Raw genomic sequence first — 14,762 nt, forward strand, 5'->3', positions numbered from 1 at the left:
GATTTTCGCGTTCAGGTCAATACTTATTTCCCCTAAGCGGGATGTTTGCTGTAAAAAGCACCATATGTTGATTAAATGATTTAATTACCGACGCTTTTGTTATTTCAGGCTTAATTTTTAATGTGGCTGGATTTCGGCGGATAATGGGCGAATAGCTCAATTAGCCAATCAATTAACACCCTAACTCTGGGGGCCAAAAAGCGCCCCGGCGGGAACATGATAAACAGCGGCATTACAGGTGGCGGCATCTGAGATAACACTTCAATCAGTTCACCTTGTGCTAATTGCCCCTGAATTCCTGCCGTTGGCGCTTGAATTAGTCCTAAACCGGCAACCCCAGCCGCGATATAAGCATCTGCACCGCTGACACTCAATATGCTGGGCACCACGCGATTTTCAATTTTCCCCTGACAAACAAACTCGAGCGGATAGTTGCGGTGAGTTAACTGGGAGAAATAGCCCACGGCCTGATGGCCCGCTAAGTCATCCAGTGACATTGGAACACCATATTTGGCCAAATAAGCGGGGGATGCACAGGTTATTTGTGGCTGCTGGCCAATATTTCGCACGGCCAATTGCTCATCATGGGGCAGCCAAGCGCGCAACACACAATCCACACCTTCGCGTAGCAAATCAATGGTGCTGTCATTGGCCCCGAGAATCAGTGTGATATGCGGATAGCGCTGATAAAAATCACTCAGTGCCGGGATAACCACATTGCGCGCCAGTGAATGGGGCATATCAATGCGCACTTTCCCCTCCGGTTGTAGCCGCTGGTGACTGAACAGCGAATCCACCTCTTCAAATGCCGACAATAATTGCAAGCAGCGCTGGTAATAGAGGGTGCCCTCGGCGGTGATATTCACCTGACGGGTGGTGCGCACCAGCAAACGGACTCCTAACCGCTGTTCAAGCCGTTTTAGTGTGTGGCTGACCGTCGCGCGCGGTAATTGCAGTTTTTCTGCGGCGCGGCTGAAACTGCCCAATTCAACAATACGCACGAATATCCGCATAGCTTGAATCTGGTCCATAATTGCGCCCGCCTATTGTTGGTGTTTTTTGAACAGTGATGAGCTATCTGCATTATTTATCTTTCCGCACGAAACAACCACACTTTCTTTCGACATCACTAATGGGGAGTATCGCAATGCAACAACGTCAATTAGGGCTAAATGGCCCACGAGTTTCTGCTTTGGGTCTTGGCTGCATGGGAATGAGTGATTTCTACTCCACCCATCAGGATGCCAATGAGTCCATTGCTACCCTGCATCGGGCACTGGAACTGGGTGTCACTCTGCTGGATACCGCTGATATGTATGGCCCATTGACCAATGAGGAGTTAGTGGGGCGGGCGATTAAGGGCAAACGCGAAAGGGTCTTTTTAGCCACCAAGTTTGGTATTGTTCGTGATCCGACTGACCCCACGGTTCGCGGTGTGAGCAGCCGCCCTGACTATATTCGCCAGTCCGTTGACGGCAGCTTGAAGCGCTTAGGTGTTGATGTCATTGATCTTTACTACCAGCACCGAGGTGATCCGACGGTGCCGGTTGAAGATGTCATTGGGACGTTGGCGGATTTGGTCACTGCCGGAAAAATCCGCTATATCGGCCTGAGTGAAGTCTCAGCATCCACATTGGAAAAGGCCCATCAGGTTCATCCGATTACTGCGGTTCAGAGTGAATACTCACTATGGACGCGGGATGTGGAAACATCCATCTTGGCGACTTGTGAACGATTAGGTGTTGGGTTTGTGGCCTATAGCCCCTTGGGGCGGGGTTTTCTGACGGGAGCAATACGTAGCCCAAATGATTTGGCCGCTGATGATTTCCGTCGTAATAATCCTCGCTTCCAAGGCGATAATTTTACTTTGAACCTGACTCTGGCCGACACCGTGATAAAAATGGCGCAAGATAAAGGGGTTAGGCCGTCACAATTAGCGTTGGCGTGGGTGTTGGCGCAGAAAAGTTTCATTGTGCCCATTCCTGGCACTAAGCGCCGAACTTATCTGGAAGAGAACTTGGCGGCATTGGATGTGGTGCTCAGTGCGCAAGAGTTGGCAGCGCTTGATGCAGTATTCCCCTTCCATGCCGCAGCAGGTGAGCGCTACGGCGCGGAAGGGATGGTCTATCTGAATGCTTAATTAACGTTTTTTCTTAGGATCTCGTGGCGGACGCCCGACAGTTGCCTGATACACCTTAAAACGGCCATTCTGTGCCAGCACTTCATGGCTGCCAAATGCAGCATCCAGCAGTGCAGGGTAAGGTAAGAAGGAGTTCGCCACGATACGCAATTTACCGCCCACATGCAGGTGCGCAGTTGCGCCGCGGATCAGCATCTCTGCCGCAGTCAGGCTGGTTTGGATCCCATCATGGAAAGGCGGGTTTGAAATAATCATCTCAAAGCGGCCTTTAATGTCAGAGTAGACATTGCTGGCAATCACTTGTGCATCAATATTATTTGCCGCCAATGTTGCTCGGCTGGCTGCAATTGCTGCGGCGCTCACATCACTCAACGTCCATTTGATTTTTGGCGATTGTTGCGCCAATACCACAGCCAGCACACCAGCGCCACACCCGACATCTAACACACTGCCTTTAAACGGCTCGCTGAAAGTAGAAAGCAGCAAATGGCTACCTGAATCCAGTGAGTCACGGCTGAATACGCCCGGTAAGGTTTTTACTGCCACATTGCCAATCTGATAACTTTCCCACCAGGCATCGACATCAAACACTGGCTGTTTATCTAACCGGCCATGGTAGAGGCCGCAGCGGCGGGCGCTATCAATTTTGCTCAATTGTACAAATTCAGACAGAATGTCTTCCGCGCTGCGCACACCACTGCGATTCTCGCCAACCACGAAAACATCGCAGCCGACGGGCAGTAATGACAGCAAATTCGCCAGTTGGAACTGGGCTTCCTGCTTGCTTTTGGGCCAGTAATAAACCAGCGTATCGTAGCCAGCTACTGTCTCAGGCGTTGCCACCAGACCGAATTGCACATTCTCTTCCAGCGTATTGCTCAGTAATTGCCAGTGGTGATATTGATTGGTGTGAACCCGAACCCCGGCGGCATCAAATTGCGCTGGCAGCGCATCTTGTAAATCACCGGCAAACAACACGTGGCGGGCTAGAAATTCATCACTATGGCGCAGTATCACTTCACTGGCTGGGGTTAATGCAGACATCAGTCTTTGGCTCCTTTAAGAATATGATCGGGGATTATAGAGGTTTGTTGGCGCATGTTCGATGGGTTTGCTAGCATAGTGTCGATATTCGGGTTGCTTTGACAGGAAAGGGCATGGCATCAAGACGAGACTTACTGTTACAACAGCTTGGCATTACGCAGTGGATGTTGCGCCGCCCGGCCGCCTTGCAGGGTGAAATTGCAATACGCTTGCCTGATGATACCCGGCTGTTGATTGTAGCAGACCCGCTTCCTGAATCAGATGACCCACTGTTGTGCGATGTGCTGCGCAGCCTGGGGCTGACTTGCCGTCAGGCTTATGTGCTGACGCCAGATCAGGTGGCGATGTTACCCGAAGAAACACAGTGCAACAGTTGGCGATTGGGCATCAGTGAACCACTTGCGGTGGCGGGTGCACAATTACACAGCCCGGCACTGGCCGGACTTTATCAAGACGCGAGCGCTAAGCGCGCACTTTGGCAGCAGATTTGTCACCATGAAGCAGATTTCTATCCTGACGCCAGCCGATCTGGCCACAGCGTATCAAATTGAGCAAGCCAGCCATGCTTTTCCGTGGACGGAAAAAACCTTAGCCAGCAATCAAGGCGAGCGTTACCTCAATTTCAAGTTGAGTGTTGATGAGCAAATGGCCGGTTTTGCCATTACCCAACTGGTATTGGATGAAGCGACATTATTTAATATTGCTATTGATCCGCAGTTTCAGCGCCAAGGTTGTGGTCGTTTGCTGCTTGAGCATGTGATTACGCAGCTGGAAACACGTAATATTTTCACACTTTGGCTTGAAGTTCGGGCCTCAAATGTAGGCGCGATAGCCTTGTATGAAAGCCTCGGGTTTAACGAAGTTTCCGTGCGTCGCAACTATTATCCCAGTGTCAATGGGCGCGAAGATGCCATTATGATGGCGCTACCGATGGGGTAGCACCGTTTTACCGAGAATAAATTGTCTATCCCGGTTAAATCAGGGAAAATACCGCGCTATAACACTGATTCCCGCTTCCCTGAATCATGCATGCACCCGAAGTCATGCCAGAGCAGGGCGGCCTAAAAGTAGAAAATTCAAACTATGTCTCCAAGTGAATATGCACTGGAAGTCGCGAAAAGACGTACTTTCGCGATTATTTCCCACCCCGATGCCGGTAAAACCACCATTACCGAAAAAGTGTTGCTGTTTGGACACGCCATTCAGACTGCAGGCACGGTAAAAGGCCGTGGCTCAAGCCATCATGCCAAATCTGACTGGATGGAAATGGAAAAACAACGCGGTATCTCCATCACCACTTCCGTGATGCAGTTTCCGTATGGCGGTTGTCTGGTTAACTTACTGGACACCCCAGGGCACGAAGATTTCTCCGAAGATACTTATCGTACGCTAACCGCCGTTGACTGCTGTCTGATGGTGATTGATGCGGCGAAAGGGGTCGAAGACCGGACACGTAAGCTGATGGAAGTGACCCGTCTGCGCGATACGCCAATTTTGACCTTTATGAACAAATTGGACCGCGATATTCGTGATCCGATGGAAGTGCTGGATGAAGTGGAGCGCGAGCTGAAAATTGCTTGCTCACCAATCACTTGGCCGATTGGCTGCGGTAAGTTATTTAAAGGCGTTTATCACCTTTATAAGGACGAAACTTATCTGTACCAGACAGGTAAGGGCCACACCATTCAGGAAGTCCGCATTATCAAAGGGTTGCATAACCCGGATCTGGATATTGCCGTGGGTGAAGACTTGGCTAAGCAGTTCCGCCAAGAGCTGGAGTTGGTTCAGGGCGCATCGCATGAATTTGATCATGAAGCTTTCCTGTCGGGCGATTTAACGCCGGTATTTTTCGGTACGGCGCTGGGTAACTTTGGTGTCGACCATATGTTGGATGGTTTGGTTGAGTGGGCTCCTGCACCAATGCCGCGCAAAACCGACACGCGCGAAGTGGTGGCCGCCGAAGAGAAATTTACCGGTTTTGTCTTTAAGATTCAGGCTAATATGGATCCAAAACACCGTGACCGCGTCGCTTTCTTGCGCGTGGTTTCTGGGCGTTTTGAAAAAGGCATGAAACTGCGCCAGGTGCGCATCAAGAAAGATGTGGTGATTTCAGATGCACTGACCTTTATGGCCGGTGACCGCTCCCACCTCGAAGAGGCCTATGCAGGGGATATTATTGGCCTGCATAACCACGGCACTATTCAGATTGGTGATACCTTCACTCAAGGTGAAGAGATGAAGTTCACTGGCATTCCGAACTTTGCACCAGAATTGTTCCGTCGTATTCGTCTGCGTGACCCATTGAAACAGAAACAGTTACTCAAAGGATTGGTTCAGTTGTCAGAAGAGGGCGCGGTGCAGGTGTTCCGTCCACTGACTAACAATGATCTGATTGTCGGGGCGGTTGGTGTTCTACAGTTTGAAGTGGTGTCTTCACGGCTGAAAAGCGAATACAACGTGGAAGCAGTGTATGAGTCGGTTAACGTATCAACCGCGCGCTGGGTTGAATGTGACGATGTGAAGAAATTCGAAGAGTTTAAACGTAAGAATGAGGTTAACCTGGCGTTGGATGGTGGTGATAATTTGAGCTATATCGCCCCGACTATGGTTAATCTTAATATTACGCAAGAACGTTATCCTGAAGTTCGTTTCCGTAAAACTCGCGAGCATTAATCGCGCTGCAAGCCGTATTCTGTCGGGGTACTCAGTGCCCCGATTCATTAATTTCCCTCACTATTTTCTCTGTAAGATAAATCTTACTTGGCCGCTATATTCTGATTTTAGTCTTATTCCGACTGTTATTTTGCTGAAATGCTCTATCTTTATAGGTACCAGCAAGATTGACCCACATCAAAATTGAGTTGGTTAACCTGCAATAATCGTAAAGTATTCATCAAATGCTCACCTATATAAGGTGGCTTAAGAATCTAAGAATTAAGCACGATGCTGGTTTTGGATTCATAACAATGAAGGAAGAAATCGATGACAAACACAAAATTTGCCCGTTCAATGATGGCTGTTATTTTAGGTACCGCACTGATGAGCGGTAGTGTCTTCGCTGAAGAGACAATGATTAATAAGACCACCAATGCTGTTGATAGCGCTGGAGCTAAGCTCGATAGCTCTATGAAGAAAGTTGACAACTACATGGGTGATAGCGCTGCAACCGCCAAAGTAAAAAGCGCATTGCTGGAAGAAAAAACACTTAAAAGCACTGATATCTCAGTTGAAACTAGCCATGGTGTGGTGACCCTGAGTGGTTTTGTGAGTTCTCAGGCTGAAGCTGAAACCGCAGTTGATATTGCCAAAAATATCGAAGGCGTTAAATCTGTGAGCGATAAGCTACATGTGAAAGATCAGAAATCACAATCAGTCAGCGAATATGCTGGCGATGCCGCAACAACCAGTTCAATTAAAGCCAAATTACTGGCAGATGATATTGTACCGTCACGTAAAATTAAAGTAGAAACCACTGATGGCGTGGTGCAATTATCCGGTAATGTTGAGAATAAAGCGCAAGCCGAACGCGCTGAAAGTATTGCCAAAGCTGTTGATGGCGTAAAAAGCGTTAAAAACGACCTCAGCATCAAGCCTTAATTATTATTGGGTTGATGGGCATTTCGTGGGCAACTATATAACCCGCGAAATACCCATTAATAATTCAGCCAAATAAATAATTCATCCAATAAGCCCAAATATCACAATTTCTGTCAAATACGCTACTGTCAAATAGGCAGCAGTGGTTAAAGAGTGATTTTTGAACCTGAGTTTACGAAGTCATTTTTTCAAACGGGAAGGAGAAGCTTATGTTTCGCTGGGGCATTATATTTCTGATTATTGCGTTAATCGCGGCGGCATTAGGTTTTGGTGGGCTAGCCGGTACGGCAGCCTGGGCCGCAAAAGTGGTTTTCGTCGTCGGTATTATTCTATTCCTCATCAGTTTGTTTACAGGACGTAAACGCCTTTAACCCGGCGTGAGGGTTACAGCAGCGGTCAGAAGGGGTATCCTCAACACCTGTTGTAACGTAATGAGGATAGATGGTGGGATACAGAATACCTATCACGCTCGGTAATATTGAGCCACTCGCCTATAAACCATACCAACCCGGTAAAATGGCGTTGGTCTGCGAGGGCGGCGGGCAGCGGGGAATTTTTACAGCCGGTGTGCTGGATGAATTCCAGCGCGCCCGCTTTAACCCTTTTGATTTGATGATTGGCACCTCCGCTGGCGCGCAAAATCTCTCTGCGTTTATCTGTGGCCAGCCGGGCTATGCTCGCCGCGTCATTACCCGTTACACCACCACCGCTGATTTCTTCAATCCATTGCGATTTGTTCGTGGCGGGCACTTAATTGATCTCGATTGGCTGGTGGATATCACCTCCCAGCAGCTGCCATTGGCCATGGATCAAGCCGAGCAGCATCTACGTGATGGCCGTGAGTTTCTCATGTGCGCTTGCCGCAGTGATGATTTCGAACCTACCTATATCTCCCCGACCCGAGAAAGCTGGTTACCGGCGATTAAGGCCTCTAGTGCGATTCCAGGATTGTATCGTCAACATGTTGATTTAGATGGGGTTAGCTATCAAGATGGCGGCATTAGTGATGCCATTCCCGTCGAGGAAGCTTATCGCCGTGGGGCCGATACCATTGTGGTTATCCGCACAGTACCCTCGCAGGCTTATTATACGCCGCAATGGATGAAGCGGATGGAGCATTGGCTGAGTGAGAGTAGCTTGCAGCAACTGGTGCGGATTATGCAGCAGCATGAACAGAGTTATCACCGTATTCAGCAATTTATTGAAAATCCGCCGGGTGATTTGCGTATTTTCGAGATTTTCCCGCCTAAACCTCTGGCCAGTAATGCACTGGGTAGCCGGATTGCGGCTCTGAATCGTGATTATCATTTAGGGCGTCGTTGTGGCCGCTATTTCCTGGCGACGGTGGGGCACTGGTTGCTGCCGCGAGATAAATTGGAACAGTCTGAAATCCAAGGGGAAAAACCGTCGATTTCTCTTTCTCGCCGCATGCTGCAACCGCAAAATATTAACCAACCAGATGAGATGGTTAACTTGATTAATAATGAGGATTCTTCATTTGACCTCACTCAATCGCCAGATATTATTTTGCCGCCAGATATGGCGAAAACCAAAGGCGATACCGCGTAATGGCATGGAGCCGTGGGCAGATGCCCTATTTTATCGATACACATTGTCACTTTGATTTTCCACCTTTCAGCGGTGCGGAAATGGCGAGCTTAACTAGCGCCGCACAAGCGAATGTCAGGCAAATTATCGTGCCTGCCGTGAGCGCTGATTATTTTTCGCGCATTCTCGATTTGGCGGCTAACTATCCACCACTATTTGCCGCGCTGGGCCTGCATCCGCTTTATATTGCGCGGCATCAGGAGGCTGATTTAGCCACATTGGCATCGGCCCTGCGAGATAAAACCGACAAACTGGTGGCCGTGGGGGAAATTGGCCTGGATCTCTATATGGATGAGCCGCAGTTACCACGCCAATTAACGTTATTGAATGCTCAGTTGCAACTTGCCAAGCAGCATGATCTTCCGGTCATTTTGCATTCGCGCCGATCACATGACCCGCTCGCGGCTGTCTTGCGTAAAGCCGCTTTGCCACGCGCTGGTGTGGTACACGGCTTTGCGGGCAGTTTAGTGCAGGCGCAAGCATTCATTCGCTTGGGTTATTACATTGGTGTGGGGGGGACTATCACCTATGAACGGGCGCAGAAAACGCGCCATGTGATGGCGACATTACCCCTATCCGCCCTATTACTGGAGACTGACGCGCCGGATATGCCCCTTGCGGGCTTTCAAGGTCAACCCAACCGGCCAGAGCGAGCAGCAAATGTCTTTGCTGTGTTATGTGAGTTACGCCCTGAAACCCCGCAAGAGATTGCAGCTCAGCTATTAGAAAACAGCCAACAGTTATTCTCATTACCCTCAGTTAATTAATGCCCCGATAGTATTTTGATTTCATTATACAAATCATCCTAATAGTTAGCGTGCTTTCACTTTTCGCTGTTTTAATGTGATTCTCATCACGTTAATTATCTTACAGTTGCTTCCAGTTGTGTTTATTTGTGACAGAGATAGTTTGATAGTCAGGTCATGCCGGTATAATCCACTTCCACATTATTACAAAACAAATCATTAACAGGATTATCTGCATGCTCATGAGTTTAGTCGGAATGGCAGTACTGATATTAATAGCCGTGCTACTTTCCAGTAATTTTAGGGCGATCAATATCCGCACTGTAGTTGGGGCATTTATTCTTCAGGTGGGTATTGGTGCGTTGGTATTATATGTACCTGTAGGGCGTCGTATTCTTGGCGGGATGTCTGAGGGTGTCGCGAATGTTATTGCTTACGGCAATGACGGGATTTCATTTATGTTTGGCGGCTTGGTTTCCGACAAAATGTTTGAAGTCTTTGGTGGCGGTGGTTTTGTATTTGCCCTGCGAGTTCTGCCCGTCATTGTATTCTTCTCCTCATTAATTGCCGTTTTATATTATCTCGGCATTATGCAACTGGTAATTAAAGTCTTAGGTGGTGGGCTACAGAAACTGTTGGGCACCTCGCGCACTGAATCTCTTTCCGCGACGGCCAATATTTTTGTTGGGCAAACCGAAGCGCCATTGGTGGTGCGCCCTTATATTGCCACTATGACGCAATCTGAATTGTTTGCCATAATGTGTGGTGGCTTAGCCTCCGTCGCGGGTTCAGTATTGGCCGGTTATGCCCAAATGGGCGTGCCGCTAGAATACCTGATTGCGGCCTCCTTTATGGCGGCTCCCGGGGGGTTGCTGTTCGCTAAGTTGATGGTGCCAGAAACTGAAAAAACGCACGATAAGGTGGATGCGGCCACGTTGATTGCCGAAGATGATCGCCCAGCTAACGTCATTGATGCTGCGGCATCTGGCGCGGCTTCCGGTCTGCAATTAGCGCTCAATGTTGGTGCGATGCTATTGGCCTTTATTGCATTGATTGCATTACTCAATGGCATCCTGGGTGGCATTGGCGGCTGGTTCGATTATCCACAACTCTCTATGGAATTAATTCTGGGCTGGGTATTCTCGCCAATTGCTTATCTGATAGGGATTCCCTGGAGTGAGGCCATGGTGGCTGGCTCCTTTATCGGCCAGAAGATAATTGTGAATGAGTTCGTGGCATTTATGAATTTCGGGCAATACCTACAAGCTGAAGAGTTAGTCAAAGCGGCTGGTTTACAAGTACTTTCTGAACATTCCAAAGCCATTATCTCTTTCGCCCTGTGCGGTTTTGCTAACTTGTCCTCTGTCGCCATTTTGTTGGGTGGGCTAGGTAGCATGGCACCTAACCGCCGCCATGATATTGCGCGTTTGGGTCTGAAAGCTGTTGCAGCAGGTACTCTGTCAAATCTGATGAGTGCCACTATCGCTGGCTTCTTCCTGGCTTTGTGATTCGGCGAGTTTGACTTGCCATTCTGGATTGGGCAGTGCTCATTAGCGCCACATACTCGCTGTATGCTGCGGCTCTGGTGCGCTGCCCACATTCAAGCCGTCTGCCCCACCGATGTCTAATTGCTGTCTGGTTCAGCCCATAATTCTGCGGATTCCTCGCCATAAGCTATCCTTGATGCAAGTGGACATATTAGTGTCAGCTAGCCATAAATCAGGTTATTTTGTGACATTAATCACATATAATTTATATCCGTTACAAGTTACTATTGATTACTGTGAATTTGAACACATCTCATCAGCTGATAACGTGTTCAAATAGAGCGATAAGTTAGTGCGGTGAGATGGATCTCAATTGCCACCCATAAAGGGGCTATCTTCAAGGAACCAAGTCCGCTCGCCAACGTATTGAGCTAGCACCCTGCTGCTCATAAATAAATGCTCAGTTTTGGCAAGGTGTCAGGGCTGAAAAGTGTTGGAGAGTTTTATGACCGATTTAACCGCCTGCGCGAATCTAAACGATTATGCTAAACGCGCACTGAGTTTAATGGATTTAACCACCCTGAATGACGACGATACCGATGAGAGGGTTATTGCTCTGTGTCATCAGGCGAAAAGTCCTGCCGGTAATACCGCGGCAATCTGTATTTATCCTCGCTTTATTCCTATTGCGCGTAAAACATTACGCGAGCAAGGAACACCTGAAATCCGCATTGCAACCGTCACTAATTTCCCACATGGCAATGATGATATTGCCATTGCACTGGCTGAAACTCGGGCGGCGATTGCCTATGGTGCGGATGAAGTGGATGTGGTTTTCCCCTACCGCGCTTTAATGGCCGGTAACGATAAAGTCGGCTTTGAATTAGTCAAACAGTGCAAAGCAGCTTGCGCTGACGCCAATGTATTGCTGAAAGTCATCATTGAAACCGGTGAGTTACAGCAAGAGCATTTGATTCGTCAGGCCAGTGAGATTGCTATCAAGGCTGGAGCTGATTTCATCAAAACTTCCACTGGCAAGGTACCGGTTAATGCCACGCTGGAAAGTGCCAGCATTATGATGCGCACTATCCGTGACTTAGGGGTGGCGAAAACCGTTGGTTTTAAACCTGCGGGGGGCGTACGTACCGCAGAGGACGCCGCACAATTCCTGCAACTGGCCGACCAATTGATGGGCGAAGGTTGGGCTGATGCTCGCCACTTCCGTTTTGGCGCGTCTAGCCTGTTGGGCAGCTTGCTGGCGACCTTAGGTCATCAGAGCAACAGCCACAGCACCGGCTATTAACCATTATCTCAGTGATTGAACTGAGCAGATACACAGCGGGCTACTTTGTCCGCTGTGCAGCTATTATTTCATAAGCAGGGGGATACCTTGTTTCTCGCACAAGAAATTATCCGTAAAAAACGCGACGGCCAACCACTGAGTGAAGAAGAAATTCGTTTCTTTATCAATGGTATTCGCGATAACGTGGTTTCCGAAGGGCAGATTGCAGCACTGGCGATGACCATTTATTTCCACGACATGAGCATGCCAGAGCGGGTTGCGCTCACGATGGCGATGCGCGATTCTGGCACGGTTCTGAACTGGAAGAGCTTAAATCTCAATGGCCCCTTGGTGGACAAACATTCCACTGGCGGTGTGGGGGATGTCACTTCCTTGATGCTCGGCCCTATGGTGGCGGCCTGCGGCGGCTACGTGCCGATGATTTCGGGCCGTGGTTTGGGTCATACTGGCGGCACCCTCGACAAGCTTGAAGCTATTCCTGATTTTGATATTTTTCCTGACGATAGCGCATTTCGCAAAATTATTCAGGATGTTGGCGTTGCCATCATCGGCCAAACCAGCTCATTGGCACCGGCGGATAAGCGCTTTTATGCCACCCGCGATATTACCGCCACGGTGGATTCCATCCCACTGATTACCGCCTCTATTCTGGCTAAAAAGCTGGCTGAGGGGCTGGATGCGCTGGTGATGGATGTCAAAGTGGGCTCGGGTGCTTTTATGCCGACTTATCAACTATCTGAAGATTTGGCGCAGGCGATTGTCGGTGTGGCCAATGGTGCGGGTTGCAAAACTACCGCATTGTTGACGGACATGAATCAGGTGTTGGCTTCCAGTGCCGGTAATGCGGTTGAAGTGCGCGAAGCGGTGCGTTTCCTGACGGGCGAGTATCGTAACCCGCGTCTGCTGGAAGTGACCATGGCGCTGTGTGTCGAAATGCTGTTGTCTGGTGGGTTGGCACAAGATGACGCCGATGCTCGCGCCAAGCTGCAAGCGGTATTGGACAATGGCAAAGCGGCGGAAGTCTTTGGCCGCATGGTGGCCGCGCAAAAAGGTCCGAGCGATTTTGTCGAGCGCTACGACAGCTACTTGCCCGCCGCGATGTTGAGCAAGCCGGTATTTGCTGAACGCCCCGGAATCATCACCGCCATGGATACCCGCGCCTTAGGTATGGCGGTGGTTTCCCTGGGCGGTGGCCGTCGACGGGCAACGGATCCGATTGATTACAGTGTAGGCCTGACCGATATGGCCCGTCTGGGTGCCCATGTTGACAGCCAACATCCCTTAACAGTGATTCATGCCAATAATGAAGATGATTGGCAACTGGCGGCAGATGCGGTTCGCGCAGCAATGACTTTGGGTGATAAAGCGCCGGAAGAAACCCCGGTGGTTTATCGCCGTATTACTGAATAAACGCCATACTTTAAAGGTGCCACACTGCGTGTGAACCTCTGCAGGAGAAAATGATGAAACGTACATTTATTATGGTATTAGACTCATTTGGTATTGGTGCCAGCGCTGATGCTAAGAAATTTGGCGACGAAGGGGCTGACACATTAGGCCATATCGCCGAGGCCTGTGCCCGTGGTGAAGCCGATGTTGGCCGTAGTGGCCCATTGAAACTGCCTAACCTCAGCCGCTTAGGGCTGGGTAAAGCTGCTGAAGAATCTAGCGGTAAATTCCCGGTAGGGTTGGATAAGAATGCCGATATCATTGGTGCTTATGGCTATGCCAGTGAGTTATCTTCTGGTAAAGATACGCCATCAGGTCACTGGGAAATTGCCGGTGTACCGGTGTTGTTCGACTGGGGCTATTTCAGTGATGTGGAAAACAGTTTCCCGCAAGAATTACTGGATAAACTGGTCAAACGCGCTAATTTACCGGGCTATTTGGGCAACTGCCACTCTTCTGGCACCGTCATCCTTGACCAACTGGGTGAAGAGCACATGAAAACCGGGAAACCGATTTTCTATACTTCTGCGGACTCAGTATTCCAAATTGCTTGCCATGAAGAGACTTTTGGCCTAGACCGCCTGTATGAGCTGTGTGAAATCGCCCGCGAAGAGTTGACGGAGGGCGGTTACAATATTGGCCGAGTGATTGCGCGCCCATTCATTGGTGATAAGCCGGGTAACTTCCAGCGCACCGGTAACCGCCATGACCTGGCTGTTGAGCCGCCAGCGCCAACCATGCTGAAAAAGCTGGTGGATGAGAAGGGCGGTGAAGTGGTTTCTATTGGTAAAATTGCCGATATCTACGCCCATGTCGGGATCACCCAGAAAGTGAAAGCCACTGGTCTGGACGCCCTGTTTGATGCCACCATTGCAGAGATGAAAAAAGCCGGTGACAACACCATCGTGTTCACTAACTTTGTTGATTTTGACTCTTCATATGGCCACCGTCGTGATGTCGCCGGTTATGCTGCTGCGCTGGAGTTGTTCGACCGCCGCTTGCCAGAATTGATGGCGCTGGTGCAGGAGGATGACATTCTGATCCTAACTGCTGACCATGGCTGTGACCCAACCTGGCCGGGCACTGACCATACTCGTGAGCATATTCCGGTCTTGGTTTATGGCCCGAAAGTGAAACCGGGTTCACTGGGGCATCGTGAGACGTTTGCGGATATCGGCCAGACGGTTGCCAAATATTTCGACCTCTCCCCAATGGATTACGGGAAGAATATGCTGTAAGGCTAAGCCGAGTGTGTCATTTTGGGGTTGGGCAGTGCTAAAAATCCTCACATACCTTGTGTATGCTCCGGTTTTTGCGCGCTGGCCGCCCCCAAACTGCCCGCACTCATCTATGCTTTCTGATTGATAGAATTCTACTGAATTGGGAGT

At 49.5% G+C, this 14,762-nt stretch carries 14 protein-coding genes; 12 read left to right on the top strand and 2 right to left on the bottom strand.

Annotation, left to right across the window (positions count from 1 at the left end):
• Nucleotides 1-110: 110 nt before the first annotated feature.
• Nucleotides 111-1,031, bottom strand: coding sequence for a LysR family transcriptional regulator (locus tag D5F51_RS03130; RefSeq protein ID WP_129195574.1), 921 nt, complete (start codon nucleotides 1,029-1,031; stop codon nucleotides 111-113).
• Between the two features lie 116 nt (nucleotides 1,032-1,147).
• Between D5F51_RS03130 and D5F51_RS03135 the strand changes: the two genes are divergently transcribed.
• Nucleotides 1,148-2,140 (top strand): aldo/keto reductase, encoded by a 993-nt coding sequence (locus D5F51_RS03135; protein ID WP_025379601.1) that lies wholly within the window; start codon nucleotides 1,148-1,150, stop codon nucleotides 2,138-2,140.
• On the opposite strand, the gene rsmC is transcribed toward D5F51_RS03135, so the two are convergent.
• On the bottom strand, nucleotides 2,141-3,184 hold the full coding sequence (gene rsmC, locus D5F51_RS03140; protein ID WP_129195575.1) for a 16S rRNA (guanine(1207)-N(2))-methyltransferase RsmC: 1,044 nt from the start codon (nucleotides 3,182-3,184) through the stop codon (nucleotides 2,141-2,143).
• Between the two features lie 113 nt (nucleotides 3,185-3,297).
• On the opposite strand from rsmC, the gene D5F51_RS03145 reads away from it, so the two are divergent.
• The 11 genes from D5F51_RS03145 to deoB all read left to right on the top strand — a co-directional run bounded on the left by D5F51_RS03145 (nucleotide 3,298) and on the right by deoB (nucleotide 14,612).
• A complete protein-coding gene (locus D5F51_RS03145; protein ID WP_129195576.1) occupies nucleotides 3,298-3,735 on the top strand; it encodes a DNA polymerase III subunit psi in 438 nt (145 codons plus the stop codon).
• Nucleotides 3,680-4,123: a ribosomal protein S18-alanine N-acetyltransferase gene (rimI, locus tag D5F51_RS03150; protein ID WP_129195577.1), complete on the top strand. Its 444-nt coding sequence runs from the start codon at nucleotides 3,680-3,682 to the stop codon at nucleotides 4,121-4,123. Before D5F51_RS03145 ends, rimI begins: the two co-directional genes overlap by 56 nt.
• A 144-nt stretch (nucleotides 4,124-4,267) precedes the next feature.
• Complete coding sequence (gene prfC, locus D5F51_RS03155; protein ID WP_025379597.1) at nucleotides 4,268-5,857, top strand: peptide chain release factor 3; 1,590 nt, start codon at nucleotides 4,268-4,270, stop codon at nucleotides 5,855-5,857.
• 309 nt (nucleotides 5,858-6,166) lie between these two features.
• Nucleotides 6,167-6,781, top strand: a complete 615-nt coding sequence (gene osmY / locus D5F51_RS03160; protein ID WP_025379596.1) for a molecular chaperone OsmY — start codon at nucleotides 6,167-6,169, stop codon at nucleotides 6,779-6,781.
• A 209-nt stretch (nucleotides 6,782-6,990) separates the two neighbouring features.
• Nucleotides 6,991-7,152, top strand: a complete 162-nt coding sequence (locus tag D5F51_RS03165; protein WP_011191683.1) for a DUF1328 domain-containing protein — start codon at nucleotides 6,991-6,993, stop codon at nucleotides 7,150-7,152.
• Between the two features lie 70 nt (nucleotides 7,153-7,222).
• Nucleotides 7,223-8,350, top strand: a complete 1,128-nt coding sequence (locus D5F51_RS03170) for a patatin-like phospholipase family protein (RefSeq protein WP_129195578.1) — start codon at nucleotides 7,223-7,225, stop codon at nucleotides 8,348-8,350.
• A gap of 20 nt (nucleotides 8,351-8,370) precedes the next feature.
• Nucleotides 8,371-9,156 (top strand): TatD family hydrolase, encoded by a 786-nt coding sequence (locus D5F51_RS03175; RefSeq protein ID WP_087769459.1) that lies wholly within the window; start codon nucleotides 8,371-8,373, stop codon nucleotides 9,154-9,156.
• 215 nt (nucleotides 9,157-9,371) lie between these two features.
• Nucleotides 9,372-10,643 (top strand): NupC/NupG family nucleoside CNT transporter, encoded by a 1,272-nt coding sequence (locus tag D5F51_RS03180; RefSeq protein WP_129195579.1) that lies wholly within the window; start codon nucleotides 9,372-9,374, stop codon nucleotides 10,641-10,643.
• Nucleotides 10,644-11,127: 484 nt separating this feature from the next.
• Nucleotides 11,128-11,925, top strand: a complete 798-nt coding sequence (deoC, locus tag D5F51_RS03190; RefSeq protein WP_129195580.1) for a deoxyribose-phosphate aldolase — start codon at nucleotides 11,128-11,130, stop codon at nucleotides 11,923-11,925.
• 87 nt (nucleotides 11,926-12,012) lie between these two features.
• Nucleotides 12,013-13,335 (top strand): thymidine phosphorylase, encoded by a 1,323-nt coding sequence (gene deoA, locus D5F51_RS03195; protein WP_129199152.1) that lies wholly within the window; start codon nucleotides 12,013-12,015, stop codon nucleotides 13,333-13,335.
• A gap of 53 nt (nucleotides 13,336-13,388) precedes the next feature.
• Complete coding sequence (gene deoB, locus D5F51_RS03200; protein ID WP_025379590.1) at nucleotides 13,389-14,612, top strand: phosphopentomutase; 1,224 nt, start codon at nucleotides 13,389-13,391, stop codon at nucleotides 14,610-14,612.
• Nucleotides 14,613-14,762: the final 150 nt, after the last annotated feature.

This window comes from Yersinia hibernica, assembly GCF_004124235.1.
GTDB classification, from domain to species: domain Bacteria; phylum Pseudomonadota; class Gammaproteobacteria; order Enterobacterales; family Enterobacteriaceae; genus Yersinia; species Yersinia hibernica.